Source organism: Phormidesmis priestleyi BC1401, assembly GCF_001650195.1.
Classification (GTDB): domain Bacteria; phylum Cyanobacteriota; class Cyanobacteriia; order Leptolyngbyales; family Leptolyngbyaceae; genus Phormidesmis_A; species Phormidesmis_A priestleyi_B.
On the sequence record NZ_LXYR01000003.1, the window covers coordinates 81,358 to 99,834 of the forward strand.

Here is an 18,477-nt window from a genome sequence, read left to right on the forward strand (position 1 = left end):
TAAGATAATTTCTAGAGCGCTCCCTGAACGGGTATACGAGTTAATTGGCATGGATAAACCGCAGCGCAATCGAATAACTGCGATCATCAAAAATCGAAATCAGCACTATTTGGATTCTGTAGCAAGCGCAGACTACTACTCAAAATTTCAGCAGAAGTTTACTAATTTAACCCGTAAAACTCGTTCACTAACACGCAAAGAGTATGGTTCTGAAAACTCCATCGCAGAAGCCTCACGACTAGGTAGGCTCATAGCAGGATTTATAGAAGATATGAGACAGAAAAAGGCACCTGTCTTTGACTTCCTTGAATACAAGGCTGTACTTAATGAGTATCTAATCAATTATTTAGAGGCAAAACGAAAGAGTAATTATGATGGAGGATGTGCGTCCTATGGAGAAACTTTATTTGTTTTGTATCTAGATCTCTTCATTACTGCAACTATCAATGAGATAGATAGAGAACTGCAAGCAAATCCTCCATTCCTCATTAATCCTAAGACTTCAGCGGTTCTAGAGATAGACGTATTTTTTGAAAATTTCAAACTAGGCTTTGAATTTCAAGGAGAACATCACTATACTGATCTAAAGACTCAAGAAAAAGATTTATTTAAGATAAATGAATGCCGAAATAAGGAAATTGTTCTAATCCCTGTTAATATTTCTCAGTTAAACGGTAAAATAATTCAGGCTCTCGTTATAAACTCAATTAAAGTTTTTCTGGGAATTCATGATCTTTTTACTTTGAAGAGAGACACATTCAAGCCACCGACTACTATTAAGTCAAAACAATTACTAAACTTCTGCAAAATTACTGAAAGGTTATATACATCAACAGCTATTTTTGATACGTCTACTGCATGGCTTGATGGTGAGGCTGCAAAGTATATAAGTAATGTTCAGTTCCGAAGTCCAATCTCAAGTAATATCCCTGCTCCTAGACAAACGCCAGCGACAGGGGATTTTGATATTGTTACTTTGTATAGAGGATTGAAGCGTATTGCAGTTTTTCGTAAAGTGTTTCGCAAATCTACAAAGTAGTCTGTATACAAAGTAGTCTTGAGTACATGCCACCTCCTAACAATTCAACCCAAGCGGCTTTGGTCAAGCCGCTTGGGTTGAATTCAAATACCCTAGAAACTGCTGACCCGAACCGTTAGCGATCGCAAGATTCTTCTCTGCGTGATGCAGAGGTGTTTAATGATGAAACGATCGGACTCCTAAAACATGCGTTAGCCCAACTTCGCAATCTCCTTCTCAACGCGCTGCTGACTCACTGTGTCTCCTATCTGCTCAAAGATCTCAGCCGCCTTTTGTAAGTCTGCTAACGCCGCTTTTTTGTTGTCTAATGCAGCGTGGGCAAGTCCTCGATTTTCGTAAACATCTGAGGATTCGGGGTCAAGTTCTAAGGCTCGATCGCAGTCTTCGATCGCTTTTTTATCATCCACATTCGCTCGACTATGACAGACATTGTTGATCACAGTGTCAACCGCAGCCGTCAACTTAGTGGAGATTTGAATCGCTTTATCACAATCGGCGAGTGCTGCTTTAAAGTCACTGATACGAACGTGAGAATAACACCGGGCAGCGTAACCTTTGGCGCTCTCAGGCTCAATTCGAATTGATTGCGTGGCATCGGCGATCGCGCCTTTATAGTCTTCCTGCACTGTGCGAATCTTTGAGCGTCTCACATAAAAATCGGAGTTGTCTGACTCTAATTGGATGGCTTGATCAAGGTCTTGACGCGCTCCGTCATAATCAAAGCGTTGTTCTTTAATGATCGATCGCCCCGAATAAGCATTGATGTTCTTAGAATCAATTCGCAGTGCTTGCGTGTAGTCGTCAAATGCGCCCGCAGCAGCATCATCGAGGCGCGCGTCTGCTCTTTTAGAGTAAGCGTCAGCGTTATTGGGGTCTAGTCTAATTGCGCGAGTAAAGTTAGCGATCGCTCCATCCACTTTTTCCTCATCTAGTTTCTGTTGCCCTAATTCAATCAGTTCGCTTGCTGTTAGAGGAGCGGTGCGAGTCGTCGCCAATGCCATAAAGCCTTCAGACTGGATTTTTTCAGGAGTCACTGAACTGGCTCCGCTAATGCTGCGAATGCTGCTCAAAGGCGTGCTGATGGAATCGGGGAGTCTTGTACGTGCAAAGAAGGGGACGATCGAGGTGTTAATCAACGACATCATCGCTCCGCCATTTACATACGAATAGCCCAAGTTGGCATTTGAGAAAGGCGCGATCGCGGCTTTAAAGTTGGCAGATTGAGGCAGCGATCGAGACGGTTTAGGACTGAATTCTGTAATCGCTCCGCCACCACCCAAGATCAAAACCGTATCGTCATCAATCCAGCCATGAGATAGAAAGCTCAGAGGTTTACGGTTAGCAGTGGCATCCCAGGTCGTCACGGTTTGCCCCTGGATTTTGCGAGTGTTGACCACATCTTTGCCAATGCGAGTACGAGCGAATTGATCGAGTTTGCTGAGAGCAGCTTCGGCAGCAGGACGATCGCGCGTTTGAATCATCAAGCCAAACCCTAAATCGAGATTAGGAAGCGCGGCTGGAAGGAAGCCTTGACGAGTCGGATACATAAACGTTGCAATCTCACCGTTCATCCAGGGGAAGAGGTCTCGATCGTCGATGCCCACCAGCGTTTGGCTAAATTGACGAAACTGATCTAATCCTTTTTTAGTCGCGGGGTCGGCGGCTAATCCAGTGGTTAAGGCTTGCCAAAACATGGCTAAGTTTTGACCATTAGACGCAACATAACTCACTTCTGGAAGCCGTTCTAAAAGCTGATTTCGAGTCACCATTGAAGTCAGCAATGCTGGAGGCAACGGTTTTTTAAAGTGAACTCCGCTTTGGATATGAAGTCCGTCAGGCTGCGCCCAGACAGAGCCATCCACCACGTCATAATAGCGACTCAAAACATCTAGCTTTTTAGGGTCAAATTTGGGAGGAGCGGGAAACCCAGGAGGCAGCGCATTGATTTGAGCTTGATTAAACGCAGTCGCGGCGGTCAGAATTTGAACGTAATCTCCATATCCGGTGATCAAGATTTGCTTTGCAGTTCCTTCAGACGATTGCCGAATCGTGCGCTGAAACAAGGGATTCGCGGCGAGTTTGCCCTCTGCTTGAGCATCAATCAATTGTTGGATCGGCTGAATTGTAAAGGCTGTGACGACATAGCCCGGAAGAATCGCGATCGCCAAGCCTTTGGGCGCAAATGGTGAGCTTTTCTCGTCTGGAGAAGGCAAGTTAGGAAGGGGAATTGCCAATAGATCAGGGCTTGCAGGCGTTGAGAAAGAGTTGCTGACATCCGGCAATCGAACTCGTGCTTCAGGACAAGGTTTTTCCTCAGCACCTTCACCGCAGGGTTTGGCTTTGGGCTTTGGGGGCAACCATTCCAAAATCGTGATGCCTTTATATTGATGCTCGATCGCCCCATCTTTACGGGCTGCTTTCAGTCGCTCTAAGAACTTTGGGATCAGTGTCGTGTCTTTAACAGATGCAATGGTGAGCGCCCGATCGGGACTCGATTTGAGAGGGAGAAACGCGATCGCGACCTCATTTCCAAGCCAGGGCTGAATGTCGGTGTGAAAGTTAATCCCTGCCTGAATCGGGTAGAAACTGCCAGGAAAGGAAAAGTCTTCAGGAAATAACCCAAAGCGGCTGAGTCCTTGCCAAGTTTTCTCGTCGGTATTGATCAGGATCACTCCAGCGGTGTCAGTGGGCAGCAAATCTGCGACAGACGAGGATGTTGGAGCCGTTTGAGCGATCGCAGCAGGAGCAATGAGCAGAGCAGACAGAGCAGGCAGAGCAGGCAGCAAAAATCGACGGTGCAGCATGACTATAGAAATGAATGGGAACCGTGAAAGAGTCTCCGTATCGATAAGCATCAAATGCAACCTGTGCGGAGACTATGATCAGAGTGCCACCCTTTTTAGAAAGAACGCCGAGTCTTAACCTTTCTCAAACAGTTTCTTGTCGTCGCCACCAGGCTCGAACCAGTCGAATCTCGTCATAGCCATACACATCTCCGAGAAAATCACGGATTTGAGTTAGAGAATTGTCTCCTACTGCTTCCATCGCTTCGATGATTTTGGCTTTGCGATCGCCCATCACTAACTGATCGAGTTCTACGTCATAGCCCATCTCTAACAACTCAGCTAAATGACTGGTGACAGTGCTCAAGCGGATGTTTCGCTGCTCGGCAATATCCGCAGGTTTTAAGCCTTGTTTCAATAGCTCTAGGGTGTGAAGCTGCGTGTAGGTTGCCTCGCTCAATTCTGGCTTGGTCGGGGGCGCAATAGGCGTAACGGGCGCGAGAAACGAATCGATTTCAACAGGCAATCCCTTTTCTTCTCGAAAGTCGCGAATCTCATCTAAAAATGCGTCCCCGTATTGAGAAAGTTTGCGATCGCCCACCCCCGAAATTTCTCGAAACTGAGCGCGAGTCTGAGGCTGCTGTTGCGCCATTAATCGCAAACTCGAATTTGAGAAAATCACGTAAGGCGGCACCGCTTGTTTGTCTGCCAACTGCTTCCGCAATTTTTGCAGCAGATCGTAGAGTTCTTCCGTCTCCGGCGTGTTGAGATCTGGCGTTTTGGTAACGCTAAGTTTTTGCTTGAGTTGCACGACAGCAATGTTGACGGTTCGCTGTTTTCGCAAGACTTCCCAACTCAGATCGTTCAGCTTTAGAACCGAATAACCATCGGTCGCTTCTTCGACTAATCGTTGATGAAGCAGCGATCGTCCCAGCATTCGCCATTCTTCAACACTGCGGTCTTTGCCGATGCCATAGGTTGACAGTTTGTCGTGTCCATTTTTGACAATCCGCTCTGCTTTTGAGCCGCGCAGCACGTCGATCGTGTGTCCCATTCCAAAACTCTGCCCACGCTGGGAAAAGCGGGCGATGCAGGAGAGAAATTTCTGCGCGTCGATCGTCCAATCTTCGATCGGTTTGGGATAGCGACAGTTATCACAGTTGCCACAGTTGCCCGGAAAGTCTTCACCAAAGTAAGCAAGCTGGATCGTCCGACGACATTCGGTCGCTTCGGCGTAGTTGATCACACGGCGTAACTGCTGCGTTGCAATTCGCTGTTCATCCACTAATGGCTCACCCGATATCGGATCGACTTTTTGACCAATCAGAAACTCAATTGTCTTAATGTCACCCACACCAAAGTAAAGCGTGCAGTGCGACGGTTCACTATCCCGTCCGGCTCGACCTGATTCTTGGTAGTAGCCTTCGATGTTGCGAGGCAAATCATAGTGAACTACAAACCGTACATCTGGTTTGTTAATTCCCATTCCAAACGCGACCGTTGCCACCATCACCCGCACATCATCTCGAATGAACCGAGTTTGATTTTCGCTGCGTGTTTTGTTGTCTAATCCCGCGTGATAAGGCAGTGCAGCGATGCCATCTTGTTTGAGTTTTCCTGCGATTTCTTCGACTCGTTTGCGACTGAGACAATAGACAATGCCTGACCCTTGACTTTGGCGAATCTGCTGCACTAACTCTCGATAAGAGTTACTCGTCTTTTGACGAACTTCATAATATAGATTAGGACGATTAAAACTCGCAACGTGAACGCTAGGAACACGCAATTGCAATTGCTGAATGATATCGTGACGAACACGCTCTGTTGCGGTCGCGGTTAACGCAATCACAGGCACATCTGGATAGTGCTCACGTAAATAATTTAACTGCCGATATTCGGGACGAAAATCATGTCCCCACTCAGAGACACAGTGAGCTTCGTCGATCGCAAACGCCGAAATGCCCACGCGATCGCGAATGTGCGGCAATACAGAATTCAAATAATCTTCGCTCAACAGCCGTTCAGGAGCGACATACAGCAGCTTAATCCGACCTTCCATCACGGCTCTGCCCCGCGATCGTAGCTCGTCAGCCCCTAGACTACTGTTCATAAACGTTGCCGAGATGCCATTGTCTTGCAGCAGCGTCACCTGATCTTGCATCAGGGCAATCAGCGGCGACACGACAATCATCAACCCCGGTTTCAGCAGTGCCGGAAGCTGAAAGCACAGCGACTTACCGCCCCCCGTCGGCATGACGACAAGCTGATCGCGATTCTCGATCGTCTGCTCAATAATCTGACGTTGACCGGGACGAAAGCTGTCATAGCCAAAGTAGTGCTTGAGCGCTTGCTCTAGTGAAATAAAATCGGTGGTGGCGGTCGGAGGGCTGGCTGACATTAAACTCACTGGTGATGCGCTACCGTCATGGTTCCCGTCAAAGTTACCCAATTCTCTCAAACGGGGCAGATATTGAAGCAATTTGCATCGTATCAGGTTCTACGATTCTCTATCTGACATCGTAATACTTTTGATCTGGTTTAATGGATTTTTTGCCGCGATCGCAGACACTAAAATAAAGGTTTGTACAGTGGAGGCAGCATGAATCTACTACAAACGGTTCAAGAGGTCAAAGAGCAGCGCTTTCTTCTGTCTGGAGTGACGTGGGAACAGTATGAAACGCTGCGATCGACTCTGGATGAAAGTCATCGTGGCTTACGGATGTTTTATCTAGAAGGGACGCTTGAACTATTTATGCCATCTGAAGAACACGAGGGACTGTCTACACTCATCGGTCGAATCTTAGAGCTATATGCGTTGGAGGCAAATATTCGACTGTATGGCTATGGTTCGACCACATATCGGAAAAAGGCTAAACAGCGTGGGTTAGAGCCAAACGAATGTTATTACGTAGGCACCAAGAGAGAAATTCCTGACATCGCGATCGAGGTGATCATCACCAGCGGTTTGCTTGACAAACTAGAAATCTATCGCGGGTTGGGCGTGGGTGAAGTCTGGGTGTGGCAAGACGGACAGCTTCTAATTTATCGCTTGCGAGAAGACCAATATGAGCAGATTCCTCGCAGTGAATTTTTACCCGAATTAGATTTAGCGTTGCTGATCCGATGTGCCGCGATTCCCGATCAACACGATGCGGTGACTGCCTTTCGCGATGCGTTGCGGAGTTAGCAAACGAAGCGCGATCGCAATTGTGGATAATGAAATTAGTTTAAAAGCCTTCTATGGAAACTGCGGATATTCTCAAGGCATTACCAAACCTGTCAGTTAACGATCGACTCGCGATCGCTGAAAAAGCGTTGCAACTAAGTCACGAAGAAGCACGATCGCTCACCCAAACTCAACGCAGACACCTACCCGCGATAGCTGCTGCGTCTGCAATCTCAGACTACACGCCTGGTAGCGAACTTCTTGCTTTTGCCGACCTCGACGGAGAAGACTTTTACGAGGAACCCAACGAAGCACATGCTTAGCAAAGTCTGGCTCGTCAACCTAACCGTCGGCACAGAAATCAGCAAAACTCGCCCCTGTGTGATTGTTAACGATAACGCGATCGGGATTTTGCCACTAAAAGTCATCGTTCCGATTACTGACTGGAAAGGTCGGTACGCTGCAAGATCTTGGATGGTAAGCCTTGACATCACTTCTAAAAATGGCTTGACTAAACTTTCTGCGGTTGATACATTCCAAATTCGCTCAGTCTCAGAGACTCGATTGATCAGAAAGTTAGGACACCTACCAGACTCAGACATACCGCTAGTTTCTCAAGCATTGGCAACTGTCTTGAGCCTGCGAGAATAACGTTCAATGAAACGATCGCCCTCGAAATCTTGAAGCATCAATGCGACATCAGCGATCGCCAAGCCGACGAACTTGCAGCCTTTTTTCACGTGTCACCTCAATTGCTGCGTTCAGTCAAACCGTAGATTATCCTAGCTAAGTCCCCCATTCTCAGACGTTATGCGATTACTCTGCCTCAGCAACGGTCATGGAGAAGACACGATCGCCGTTCGCGTTTTGCACGCCCTTCAGCAAGAAGGCTTTTCGCAGATTGATGCTCTCCCGATCGTCGGAGAAGGACACGCCTACACTAAGCTTAATATCCCCGTGATTGGAGCGGTCAAAGCCATGCCATCTGGTGGCTTTATCTACATGGATAGTCGGCAGTTGGCGCGAGATATTCAGGGCGGTTTGGTGCAGCTAACGTGGGCACAAATCAAAGCAGTCCAGGCTTGGGCGAGACAAGGAGACGGGTTTATTCTTGCAGTCGGAGATATCGTGCCGCTGCTGTTTGCGTGGCTGAGTGGCGCACCCTTCGCCTTCGTCGCAACTGCAAAATCAGAATATTATCTGCGCGATGAGACAGGGTGGCTGCCGCGCAAATCATGGTGGGACGATCGCTTAGAACGTTCGACAAACTGCATCTTTCAACCGTGGGAACGCTGGCTGATGCGTCGCCCTCAATGTAGAGCAGTCTTTCCTCGCGATCGCATCACCGCCGATATTCTCAAACGCTTCGACGTTCCAGCGTTTGATCTGGGCAACCCAATGATGGACGGGCTTGAGTGGCATCCTGAAGGCGAAATCAATCAATCCTCGCTGACGATCGCGCTCATTCCCGGTTCTCGTCCGCCCGAAGCCTATCACAACTGGGAAATCATGTTGCAATCACTCGATCGATTACGAGAACAACTAGAAAAACCATTACAATTCTTAGCATCGATTGCAGCCGGATTAGATTCAGAAAGATTACATCAGCTACTCGTCTCTTATCGCTGGCAGAAGTCTGGAGAGAATACCTATACGATTGGGTTTAGTGAAAAACAAGTAACGCTAGAGTTATCGCCTAGATTTGCAGAATGCTTGCATCGATCGCAGGTCGCGATCGCAATGGCAGGCACCGCCACCGAACAATTTATCGGACTCGGCAAACCTGCCATCATCATTCCAGGAAACGGTCCTCAATTCACTCCTGCCTTTGCAGAAGCTCAAACTCGCTTATTGGGAGCTTCTGTGACGCTCGTTGAGCAGCCGACTCAAGTTGCCAAGGCAATGCAGTCATTGCTAAATGATCCCGATCGACTCCAGACGATCGCCGAAAATGGTCACCGTCGCATGGGAGATCCCGGAGCCGCTCACCGCATTGCAACCTGTCTTCTCAAAGAGATGAACCTCAGCCGTTCTTGACCAACACGCCAATTTCTCGCTGAATCGGCAAGACATCTAGCACATCGGTTTGAGCGCAATATTTGAGGTCGTCTTGGCAATCGAGACGCAGTAATCGCTTCCCGTGGCTCGCATGATGCAGGAGTCCTAACAGGTCATCCTTCCATTGGTCATAGAGGGCGACGGCTCCTGTCAATTCATCATTTCCGGCGATGTCTTCCAACGTGCAGTTTAAGTCTGCGATCAGACTGTGAGCGATCGCGCCCGCACAGACCGTATCTTCAAGCGCAAACGATCCTTCCCAGCCTGCGCCGACAATCCAAACCGTTTCGGGGCGATGGCTCACCACATAATCCACCACAGCGCGGCGATTAATCAGCGCTGCCGCCAACACACTTGGAGATGCCTGAATGATTTCTAAGGCGCGGGTGCCGTTGGTCGTCGTCATAAACAAGCGACGATCGTGCATCAATTCTGACGTGCAGTCTAAAGGCGAGTTGCCCAAATCACACCCTGCAACCTTCGCGCCGCCTCGCTCTCCGGCTCTGAGCCGCTTTTCGGGTGCCCACGATTCACTCTCCTGCATCAGCTTATCGAGATCACTAAATACCTGAACCGCTTCTGCACCCACCGATAGCGCCGTGACAATCGTGCTCGTTGCCCTCAGCACATCAATCGCGATCGCGCAGTCTGCGACATTTTGAACAGGCGTTAGCTCAGGCGTGTGATAGAAGAAAATTTTCATAGGGGGAGAGAGTAACTCGCGAGCGACTGAGTTCATAGCGGGAGGCAATTCTGAGCCGGGATGCGTAGGGTGCAAGTCCGCCGTTGGAGAATCGCTAAGACACTAGAATAGCGGATGCTCAGGCTGAGAAGATCATAATTTTTTTAAGGATCACCATAGAGTTCGAGCGATGTAAAACGCCGATCGTCGCGCTTCGCAATGATTCTTGAGCTAATTAGCATTGCCTCACTCCGCATTCCTCCCTAAGATTAGACCTAAAGTAAGTTGTCGCTGAAACGATTTAGACATCTGTACAGGAGGACTTCATGATGCAACGCCCCATCATCCTTGGCATTGTTGGCGATAGCGCAGCAGGCAAGACCACGCTAACAAAAGGAATTGCCCAGGTTTTGGGAGAAGAAAACGTCACGACGATCTGCACCGATGACTATCACCGCTACGATCGCACCCAGCGCGCTAAATTGGGCATCACTGCCCTGCATCCAGACTGCAATTATCTCGATATCATGCAGCAGCATTTGTCTCTGCTGAGAGATGGACAGCCGATTCTCAAACCTGTCTATAATCACAAAACAGGCACCCTTGAAGCACCCGAATATATCAAGCCGAGTAAGTTTTTGATCGTTGAGGGGCTGTTGGGCTATTCGACTCGCGGAGTGCTCGATTGCTATGATATCAAGGTCTACCTGGCACCTCCTGAGACATTGCGAACTCAGTGGAAGGTGAAACGCGACACGCAAAAGCGAGGCTATACCCCAGAGCAGGTTCTCGCAGAGTTGCAAAAGCGCGAATCAGACTCAGATCAATATATTCGACCTCAGCGATCGTGGGCTGACATGGTGGTTAGCTTTTATCCACCCGCTGATCAGCTACAAGAAATGAACGGACGTTTGAATGTGCGCCTCGTGTTGCGTCCGACGGTGCCTCAGCCTGATCTGAGTCAGGTCATCACGTCTTCTGATGGAAATGCAAAACCTGCGATTCGGATAGGACTCGATCGAGACATGGGTAAACCCGTCGATGTGCTAGAAATTGATGGAAACGCTACGAGTGACCAAGTGCATGAATTAGAAAAGTTTATCTGTAGTGAGGCTCCGCACTTATTAAACGTCTGCAATCGAGAAATGAATCCAGAGATCGGCAGAGTGGCAGGCACAACGGGAGAAATCATTCAAAGCTACCCGCTTGCGCTGACGCAGCTATTGGTGGTCTACCACATGCTCAAAGCGACCACGCGCTAGTCCTCCTGCCTAAGTCTGGGAAGCCCCCCAATTTTGGAGGACTTTGAACTCTCAGACTTGGGGATTAGGCAGTGTTTAAAAACTCTGGTCTTCGTTGCTATCCCGCCCTGAACTGAAGTTCGGGGCGAGGCAGAATCGCAGCGAGAAAGCTTTAAAACACTTAAATCCCTGACCTTCTGCGAGAAAGCTAGGGATTTCACTATCTACACTCGCGCCAAAGTCACCCGCTCCGACTGATCCTGATACTTGCCACGTCGAGTTTCATAGCTCACTGAACAGGGTGCCCCTTCTAAAAAGAGCAACTGCACGATTCCTTCGTTGGCATAGATCCGACAGTCAGCACTCGAAGAATTAGAAAATTCCAGCGTCAAATGTCCCCGCCATCCCGCTTCAGCAGGAGTCAGGTTTGCAATCAGCCCGATCCGTGCATAAGTTGATTTACCGATGCAAATCACCGTCACATTGTCGGGCACTTCTAGCCGCTCTAGGGCGACCCCCAGCCCATAGGTGTGAGCAGGCAAGATGAAATAGCTGCCGTTCTCATCTTCGTGCAGTGCCGCAGGTTCTAAATTGGCAGGGTTGAAGTGCTTCGGGTCAACGACTGTGCCAGGAATGTGACGAAAAATCCGAAACTCAGAGGGTGACAGCCGCAAGTCATAGCCAAAGCTGCTCAACCCATAGGAGATCACAGGCGCACTCTCGACCCGTCTGATCAGTTGCGGCACAAAAGGACTGATCATACCCTTCTGCGCCATTTGCGAAATCCAATTATCGTTTTTAATCATGGTGATTTTCTAGGGTTGGTGGCTGCGACGAAGTTCAGTAATTTGATCCGCTACATCTAGAATCGCTTGAGGCATCTCAGGACCTGTCAAAATCACATCTACTTGACGGGGACGCTGCTTTAAAAATGCCAACACCTCCGCTTGAGGAATCAACCCAAAGTTGATCGCCAGACTCAACTCATCCAACACGACTAGATCGTATTTGCCTTGATGCACCACCGCTTGAGTATATTGCCACAGCTCAAGCAGAGACGCGAGTTCGGCATCATCTAGCTCTGGCGTGTCAATGCAACGAGGAATGTCACACCGAATCCAATCCAGGTTTTGGCTAAGCTGCACCGGACGATCGTGCCCCTGTCCAATCCCCCCCTTGAGAAACTGCACTACCAGAACCGAAGTGCCCTGCCCCGCGATTCGCAGCGCTTGCGCCATCACGCTCGTAAAAAAGTTGCGGTGAAAAGACGTAAACACCTGCACCAAGCCCTCAACACTGAGATTGAGGACACGATCGGAGTCAAAAACCGGAGTTTCTACTTGTGAAACCATAAGGGGCTATCTAAGCGATGAAGGGTGATCGGGAATGACTATAGATATAGCGTACTTCAAAAAATCGTTTCCCTATGAAACACTACATACATGAAAACGTCAAGCTGGAATGTTCGCGATCGTCTCTAAATCGACGATTCGCAGAATTCAAAAGATTGTTTCTTTAATCGTGCTTGACGATCGGTTGGCATTCACCCTTAGAAAATAGAATACAAAAAAAATCGAGAGAAGTACAGACGTTCTTGAAAAGGAATGCCTCAAAGTCCTCGGTTCACCGCGCTTCCGGTGCCTTGAAACATCAGCCACGAAAGGAAGAAATTAGAAATAAAGATTGCCAGCAGCGAAGTCACCACGGCAGTTGTGGTGGATTGCCCGACTCCCTTTGCGCCCCCGGTCGTGGTCAAACCCCAACTAGAGCCAATGATCGAGATCAGCGCCCCAAAGAAAAAGCCTTTGATCGGCGCACTGCACAGATCCCAAACGCTCAGGAAGTTGCGAGCCGAGTTGAGAAACACCGTATTGGGAATGCTATAGAGAGACTCTGCGACCAACATTCCTCCAGCAATGCCGACGATTAGAGCCAAAACCGTGAGAATCGGCAGCATCAAACAACACGCGATCACACGGGGGATCACGAGATAATCGATCGGGTCAGTTCTCAGCATATAGAGCGCGTCAATCTGCTCAGTCACTTTCATCGTGCCGATTTCTGCTGCAAACGCCGACCCAACTCGACCCGCCAACACCACAGCAGTCAGCACCGGAGCCAACTCTCGCGACAGGGAAATCGTCAGCACTCCCCCTACTGCGGTGCCTGCCCCTAGATTGATAAACTCTCGTGCCACCTGAATGGTAAACACTGCCCCAACAAACCCTGCTGTAATTAAAGTAATCAGCAGCGACTCAGGACCGACCGCTGCCATCTGGTCGATCGTGTTGCGTCGATTGATCTTGCCCTTAAGCAGATGCACTAAGACCTGTCCACCGAGCAGCACCGCAGAAAGGAGGCGATGGCTCCAAAGTTCTAAAGATGAAGAAGGGGAGGGCGTTTCAGTCAACGGAATGATCTCTCAGAGCCTACGTTAGCAGGATATCAGGTAAGTCAAATAGTGGGATTGCAGATTACAGTATTGACATCAGAACGCGAGGTAACTTGGCATGGTGGGAAAGCGGCTTCAGGCTTCAAGATTCGTTGCGCCACCTGACGATGACGACTCTACGATCGATTACTTCTATGATGTCCCCGGTAGTATGCCAGGGACGTTGAGCATTGAGCCAGACGCGCCCCACCCCGTCATTGTGCTGATTGACTACAACGAGCACACCGCCACTCGTCTGCAAGTCGAAACGCCCGAAGAGTGCGCGCCTCATCTCGACACTGAATCGGTGTCTTGGGTGGATGTTAAAGGCTTGGGCAGTGAAGATATCTTAAAGCGATTGGGAGCAGTCTTTACGCTGCATCCTCTAGTGCTAGAAGACATTGTGAACGTGCCTCAACGTCCCAAAGTTGAGGAGTATGAAGGGCAGCTCTTGATTATTGCTCAGATGGTGATGTTGCGGCGATCGGGCAAAAGTTTTCTCACCGAGCAAGTTAGCCTGATCTTAGGAAAACACTACCTACTCACGGTGCAAGAGGAGCCAGAACACGATTGTTTTGCGTCTGTACGAGAACGAATTCGCCTCAACAAGGGCACGATTCGCAAGCACAATGCTGACTATCTCGCTTACACGCTTTTAGACTCGATCATCGATGGCTTTTTTCCCATTCTTGAGCGATATGGAGAGGAAATCGAAGACTTAGAAAGCGAAGTCGTCGCCGACCCGACGCGCCAAACGTTGGAGAAGATTCACAAGATCAAGCGAGATTTGCTGACGCTGCGGCGATCGATTTGGCCTCAGCGCGATGCCATCAATTCTCTAATTCGCGATGGCAGCGACTTAATTAGTGATGAAGTTCGGGTCTATTTACGCGATTGCTATGATCACGCCGTTCAGGTGCTAGATATGGTGGAGACCTACCGAGAACTCGCCTCTAGCTTAATGGATGTCTATCTGTCGTCCGTCAGCAACCGCATGAATGAAGTGATGAAGTTTTTGACGATCGTCTCCACCATCTTCATTCCTCTCACCTTCATCGCCGGAGTTTACGGCATGAATTTCAACACTGAAAAGTCTCCGTTTAATCTACCCGAACTCAATTGGTATTGGGGATATCCGTTGTGCTGGACGGTGATGGTGACGATCGCGGCTATCTTAGTCGTCTTCTTTAAGCGCAAAGGCTGGTTTGAGAATTTCTCGACAACTAGCAATCGAGATTGATTAAACTTTTTGCGATTGTCCAAAGATACCCTCATCCCCCAGCCCTTCTCCCCAAGGAGAAAGGAGTCAGAACTCTTGTCCCCTCTCCTTTTGGGAGAGGGCTAGGGTGAGGGTAAAATTTGCGCTTGATCGGTTCAACAACGCCCGTCCCTACAGTCTAATTAATCGCGCTTTAGTCGTCGCAGTTCTTCTTGCAGATCCATCACTTGCTGGCGCATCGCGTCAACACCGCTAGGAGGCGTAGAGGGTGACTTTGGATCTTCGTCATCATCTAGAATTTCAATTTTGCGAGGCTCGGCAGGTTTTTTGTCGGTCGATTCAACCGTAGGCATTTGTTGAGCGCGGCTCACCATCTCATCGACAAAGCGACGACCTTCTTCAGCCGTCATCTCACCTCGATCGACCATCTCATCTGCCAGCTTTTGCACCTGCACTCGCAGTTCGCCAAGCTTTTCACCCGCTTTCTCACCTGCGTAAGAGGCAACGCCGATGCCTAAATAAACGGCTTTCTGAACGAGATCTCCCAAACCCATATGCTTCAAGCTCCTGTATGATCAGTTTCTTCCAGGATACGAAGAAAACGAGAGAGCTGACACGGGGGTTTACCGTCCCCAAAAAAAGTGACCCGGAGACTACGCCTACCGTGAGCATCCCGTATTGCTGCTACCTTCCGGTCCTGACAAGATTTGGGTGTCGCGATCGCATAGATCCGAGTCATTTACTAGAATAGCACCAGAAGAGAGGCAGGTGTTAAATCTTGAATTCTGAACTCAATTTTCTGACTTGGAATTCCAATCTACTCAACGACGATGCACCACTCGTAAAGCTGGTAATGGACACAGCCATTTTGGACGAGGGGATCTTGAGCCACGATCGCTTTTGCCTGATCCATTGAAGTCGCTTTGAACAGAAGCATTCCGCCCCCATAGTGAGACCAGTAGCCAGTGCGGGCTTCGTGACCTTTGGCGATTAGCTCTTTAACAAACGCTTTGTGAGCAGACACATGGCGATCAAAGCTGACTTTATCGACAGTTCCTTCTTCGATCTTGACAAACCAGGGCATCGTAGTTTTCTTCCTTCGATCGGTCTTTGGCACAATGGTTTCCATCCAGTAAGTAGCTTACCGCCCTGGTTTGTTAACGGAGTAATTTTTAACTCCAGTTTAGAAATATGTACATTTGTGAGAGTGAGCCATGAGCCACGCGCAACGCTTCTTCATCGCTCTGCTGCCGCCCCAAGCGATTCGAGACTATGTGGATGACATCAAACACCATTTTGCGGTTCACTACGGGAGTTATCAGGCTCAAAAATCGCCGCCCCACATCACTTTACAGCCGCCGTTTGAGTGGGCATCTGATCAACCTCATCTAGAGCAAGGCTTGCGAGAGTTTGCACAGGTTGCCCCGGTGCCAGTTACCCTAGAAGGCTTTTCTGCCTTTCCTCCACGAGTCATTTACATTGATGTTGTGAAAACTCCCGAACTGCTGACCCTGCAAAAGCAGTTGATGGACTATTCAGAAGCCAGGTTTGGGATCGTCGATCGTGCCTCAAAAAACCGTCCGTTTGCGCCCCACATGACGGTTGCCTTTCGCGATTTGACAGAGCAAAATTTCAGCGCGGCATGGCAAGAATTTCGAGACAGGTCACTTCACTTTGAGTTTATGGCGAATGAGTTGACATTACTGGTTCACAACGGTCAACGCTGGACGATCGCGGCTGAGTTTCCCTTGATCAAGCCGTTTTGAAGAACCGAATCATCTCACGCACATGGTCGAGAAACTGTCCGTCGGTCGTGAGTTGAGCGATCGCCTGCTTTGCCTCACGAGAAAGCTGAGTGTGTTCGGCTTGATTGGTCGATCGTAAGTCTTCTTGACTCGCCGCCACATTAGTTAAGTCGTGACGAATCGCCTCCGATTGACGCTGCTGTATCGACACCCAAGAACTCGGCTCGTCGGGATCAAGCTGGGAGGCTAACCGCTCGACCGTTGCTTCTAATTGCTGAAATCGGCTCCGCAGCTCAATCACATCTTCACGAGGATATCGAAACTGCTCTCGCAGCGTGGCGATTCGAGTCGCAAAATATCGATAGGTTCGCACTGCCGGACGCAACCCCGTCAACAGCGACGCCGCTCCAGAACTGAGATAGCCCACTTGACTGATCCCCTTAGCTGCTAGTCCATATAAGCCGATCGCTGAAAAAATGTGCAGAGCGATTACGACCCATTTCGATCGCTGGGCAACCACTCGGATGTAGTCAACTTGATTTTGATCAACAGGAATGCCCTTCTCATCCGAAAGGGCGGCTTCTGCAAGCGCTTCTTTTGCGTCAAAGTAAATATTCCACGGGATGGTGACGATCGCCAGCAGCCAGCCAAAACACGCCACCGCGATCGCCCAATCCACAAAGCTGCCTGTCGGAATCTGCAACCAGTGCAGCCCCCCAAACAGCAGCAGCAATAGGGTTACAAGTCCAAAACTCAAGCCAAGGTAGCTAGAATACATCTCAACCTAATTCTCCCAACGGTCGTCGTCTCGATCATGATCAGGAAAACTGGAATAGTTAGAGATTTTGTGCCACTTTCAAGAGTTTCCTAATCGATTGAAATCGACTGAGGACCGTTGCCATTTCCGCTGTGACCGCCACTGCTAGATGAGTAGGAAGTCGTGCCCGTCTGCTGGTCTAACCAGGTTTTGACCGGATCATCAGAGAGACTCAAGCGCAGTAGCCCAGAGACCAGCCCACCAAAAAAGGCAACAGGCTGTTGAGCAATTTCTTTCACGATGGGCGAGAGTTCATCAAAGAACATGAGTCGATTCCTTATTTTGTTGAACTTAAGATTCTTTTTGGATGGTAGCGCGTCTGCACTGTGAGTAGACGATAAATCAAGTGGCTGTCTGATCAAACATTCCATGAAAGCACTGGGCGAATAAACCAAGCGAGATAAGATAGAAGCTGGTCTATCGTGCCACAAGGGGTGTCACCTGTGCTGAAAGCGCTGATTGCTGACTTTAAAATCATTTTCGATCGCGACCCTGCTGCCCGAAACTGGCTAGAAGTCGTGTTTTGCTATCCGGGTCTGCAAGCGTTGGTTCTTCACCGCTTCGCTCATTGGCTCTACTCGCTGGGGTTGCCCTTCTTGCCTCGGTTTATTTCTCATCTCGCTAGATTTTTGACTGGAATTGAGATTCACCCCGGAGCCACGATCGGAAAAGGAGTTTTCATCGATCACGGCATGGGCGTTGTGGTCGGCGAAACGGCGATCGTCGGTGACTATGCCTTGATTTATCAAGGCGTGACCCTCGGTGGAACGGGGAAGCAAAGCGGCAAACGGCACCCAACCTTGGGCGAAAACGTGGTCGTGGGTGCGGGCGCTAAAGTGCTGGGCAACCTCCAAATCGGCAACAACGTGCGGATCGGCGCAGGCTCGGTGGTGCTGCGGGATGTGCCGTCTGATTGCACAGTAGTGGGCGTTCCGGGTCGGATTGTCTTTCGATCGGGTGAACGCGTTGAGCCGCTAGAACACGGGCGACTCCCCGATTCTGAGGCGCAAGTGATTCGAGCACTGGTCGATCGCATTGAGTCGCTAGAGCAGTCACTTCAGCTTGTACAAACTCGCCAATCGCTGGCAGCTTGCTATGCAATGGCTGCGGTGATTCCTCAAGAAGGCGCTCAAAATTTCATCCCTTCAGAGCCGCCAACTGAGGGAACGGATGCCCCTTCCCCCAAGTGTCGATTGAGCGATCGAGCGATCGACGAATTTCTAGACGGTGCCGGAATCTAGCCGCAACAGATTTAGTGATAAGAGTGGGCAGATGGCTAGTTTCTACTAACCAGCG

Annotated in this window: 19 protein-coding genes and 1 other RNA gene; 9 read left to right on the plus strand and 11 right to left on the minus strand. The window is 49.3% G+C overall.

All coding sequences use genetic code 11. The annotated features are described in order from the left end of the window. Positions 1 to 49: 49 nt before the first annotated feature. Complete coding sequence (locus A8707_RS02830) at positions 50 to 1,039, plus strand: hypothetical protein (protein WP_068814928.1); 990 nt, start codon at positions 50 to 52, stop codon at positions 1,037 to 1,039. 191 nt (positions 1,040 to 1,230) lie between these two features. Here A8707_RS02830 and A8707_RS02835 read toward each other — a convergent pair whose 3' ends face one another. Together A8707_RS02835 and recQ are read right to left on the minus strand one after the other, a co-directional pair. Then, the gene (locus A8707_RS02835) at positions 1,231 to 3,843 is read right to left on the minus strand and encodes a DUF3352 domain-containing protein (protein ID WP_068814929.1); all 2,613 of its coding nucleotides are present in this window, start codon (positions 3,841 to 3,843) and stop codon (positions 1,231 to 1,233) included. A 124-nt stretch (positions 3,844 to 3,967) separates the two neighbouring features. Next, the gene (recQ, locus tag A8707_RS02840; protein ID WP_068814931.1) at positions 3,968 to 6,220 is read right to left on the minus strand and encodes a DNA helicase RecQ; all 2,253 of its coding nucleotides are present in this window, start codon (positions 6,218 to 6,220) and stop codon (positions 3,968 to 3,970) included. Between the two features lie 201 nt (positions 6,221 to 6,421). Here recQ and A8707_RS02845 point away from each other — a divergent pair, with 201 nt between their 5' ends. The 4 genes from A8707_RS02845 (at position 6,422) to A8707_RS02860 (ending at position 9,025) form a co-directional block, all read left to right on the plus strand. Further along, positions 6,422 to 7,009, plus strand: coding sequence for a Uma2 family endonuclease (locus A8707_RS02845; protein WP_068814933.1), 588 nt, complete (start codon positions 6,422 to 6,424; stop codon positions 7,007 to 7,009). Between the two features lie 53 nt (positions 7,010 to 7,062). Further along, the gene (locus tag A8707_RS02850) at positions 7,063 to 7,311 is read left to right on the plus strand and encodes a hypothetical protein (protein WP_068814935.1); all 249 of its coding nucleotides are present in this window, start codon (positions 7,063 to 7,065) and stop codon (positions 7,309 to 7,311) included. Next, positions 7,304 to 7,639, plus strand: a complete 336-nt coding sequence (locus A8707_RS02855; protein ID WP_068814937.1) for a type II toxin-antitoxin system PemK/MazF family toxin — start codon at positions 7,304 to 7,306, stop codon at positions 7,637 to 7,639. The genes A8707_RS02850 and A8707_RS02855 overlap by 8 nt, the downstream gene beginning before the upstream one ends. Before the next feature lie 159 nt (positions 7,640 to 7,798). Next, complete coding sequence (locus A8707_RS02860) at positions 7,799 to 9,025, plus strand: lipid-A-disaccharide synthase-related protein (protein WP_068814939.1); 1,227 nt, start codon at positions 7,799 to 7,801, stop codon at positions 9,023 to 9,025. On the opposite strand, the gene A8707_RS02865 is transcribed toward A8707_RS02860, so the two are convergent. Further along, a complete protein-coding gene (locus tag A8707_RS02865) occupies positions 9,012 to 9,749 on the minus strand; it encodes a 2-phosphosulfolactate phosphatase family protein (protein WP_068815096.1) in 738 nt (245 codons plus the stop codon). The genes A8707_RS02860 and A8707_RS02865 overlap by 14 nt on opposite strands. Positions 9,750 to 10,054: 305 nt before the next feature. Here A8707_RS02865 and A8707_RS02870 point away from each other — a divergent pair, with 305 nt between their 5' ends. Continuing rightward, positions 10,055 to 10,990 carry a phosphoribulokinase gene (locus A8707_RS02870; RefSeq protein WP_197484592.1) on the plus strand — a complete coding sequence of 312 codons (936 nt, stop codon included), beginning with the start codon at positions 10,055 to 10,057 and terminating at the stop codon, positions 10,988 to 10,990. A 203-nt stretch (positions 10,991 to 11,193) separates the two neighbouring features. Here the strand turns inward: A8707_RS02870 and dcd are convergent, their stop codons facing one another. From dcd to A8707_RS02885, 3 genes are all read right to left on the minus strand, one after another. Further along, on the minus strand, positions 11,194 to 11,775 hold the full coding sequence (gene dcd / locus A8707_RS02875; protein ID WP_068814941.1) for a dCTP deaminase: 582 nt from the start codon (positions 11,773 to 11,775) through the stop codon (positions 11,194 to 11,196). Between the two features lie 9 nt (positions 11,776 to 11,784). Further along, on the minus strand, positions 11,785 to 12,321 hold the full coding sequence (locus tag A8707_RS02880) for a P-loop NTPase family protein (protein WP_068814942.1): 537 nt from the start codon (positions 12,319 to 12,321) through the stop codon (positions 11,785 to 11,787). A gap of 257 nt (positions 12,322 to 12,578) precedes the next feature. Beyond that, entirely contained in the window at positions 12,579 to 13,379 is an 801-nt protein-coding gene (locus A8707_RS02885; RefSeq protein WP_068814943.1) for an MlaE family lipid ABC transporter permease subunit, read from the minus strand. A 100-nt stretch (positions 13,380 to 13,479) separates the two neighbouring features. Between A8707_RS02885 and corA the strand changes: the two genes are divergently transcribed. After that, a complete protein-coding gene (corA, locus tag A8707_RS02890) occupies positions 13,480 to 14,640 on the plus strand; it encodes a magnesium/cobalt transporter CorA (protein WP_068814945.1) in 1,161 nt (386 codons plus the stop codon). Positions 14,641 to 14,801: 161 nt separating this feature from the next. On the opposite strand, the gene A8707_RS02895 is transcribed toward corA, so the two are convergent. From A8707_RS02895 to A8707_RS02905, 3 genes are all read right to left on the minus strand, one after another. Further along, entirely contained in the window at positions 14,802 to 15,173 is a 372-nt protein-coding gene (locus A8707_RS02895) for a phasin family protein (protein ID WP_068814947.1), read from the minus strand. A gap of 86 nt (positions 15,174 to 15,259) precedes the next feature. Next, an RNA gene (gene ffs, locus A8707_RS02900) (signal recognition particle sRNA small type) lies at positions 15,260 to 15,356 on the minus strand. 80 nt (positions 15,357 to 15,436) lie between these two features. After that, positions 15,437 to 15,736, minus strand: coding sequence for a YciI family protein (locus A8707_RS02905; protein ID WP_331711663.1), 300 nt, complete (start codon positions 15,734 to 15,736; stop codon positions 15,437 to 15,439). A 97-nt stretch (positions 15,737 to 15,833) separates the two neighbouring features. Here A8707_RS02905 and A8707_RS02910 point away from each other — a divergent pair, with 97 nt between their 5' ends. Next, positions 15,834 to 16,385: a 2'-5' RNA ligase family protein gene (locus tag A8707_RS02910; protein WP_068814949.1), complete on the plus strand. Its 552-nt coding sequence runs from the start codon at positions 15,834 to 15,836 to the stop codon at positions 16,383 to 16,385. Here the strand turns inward: A8707_RS02910 and A8707_RS02915 are convergent. Both A8707_RS02915 and A8707_RS02920 read right to left on the minus strand, forming a co-directional pair. Then, on the minus strand, positions 16,372 to 17,142 hold the full coding sequence (locus A8707_RS02915; protein ID WP_068814951.1) for a hypothetical protein: 771 nt from the start codon (positions 17,140 to 17,142) through the stop codon (positions 16,372 to 16,374). The two genes, A8707_RS02910 and A8707_RS02915, sit on opposite strands and share 14 nt — an antisense overlap. 89 nt (positions 17,143 to 17,231) lie before the next feature. Further along, complete coding sequence (locus A8707_RS02920; protein WP_068814953.1) at positions 17,232 to 17,447, minus strand: hypothetical protein; 216 nt, start codon at positions 17,445 to 17,447, stop codon at positions 17,232 to 17,234. Between the two features lie 177 nt (positions 17,448 to 17,624). Between A8707_RS02920 and cysE the strand changes: the two genes are divergently transcribed. After that, positions 17,625 to 18,422 (plus strand): serine O-acetyltransferase, encoded by a 798-nt coding sequence (gene cysE, locus A8707_RS02925; RefSeq protein ID WP_068815099.1) that lies wholly within the window; start codon positions 17,625 to 17,627, stop codon positions 18,420 to 18,422. Positions 18,423 to 18,477: the final 55 nt, after the last annotated feature.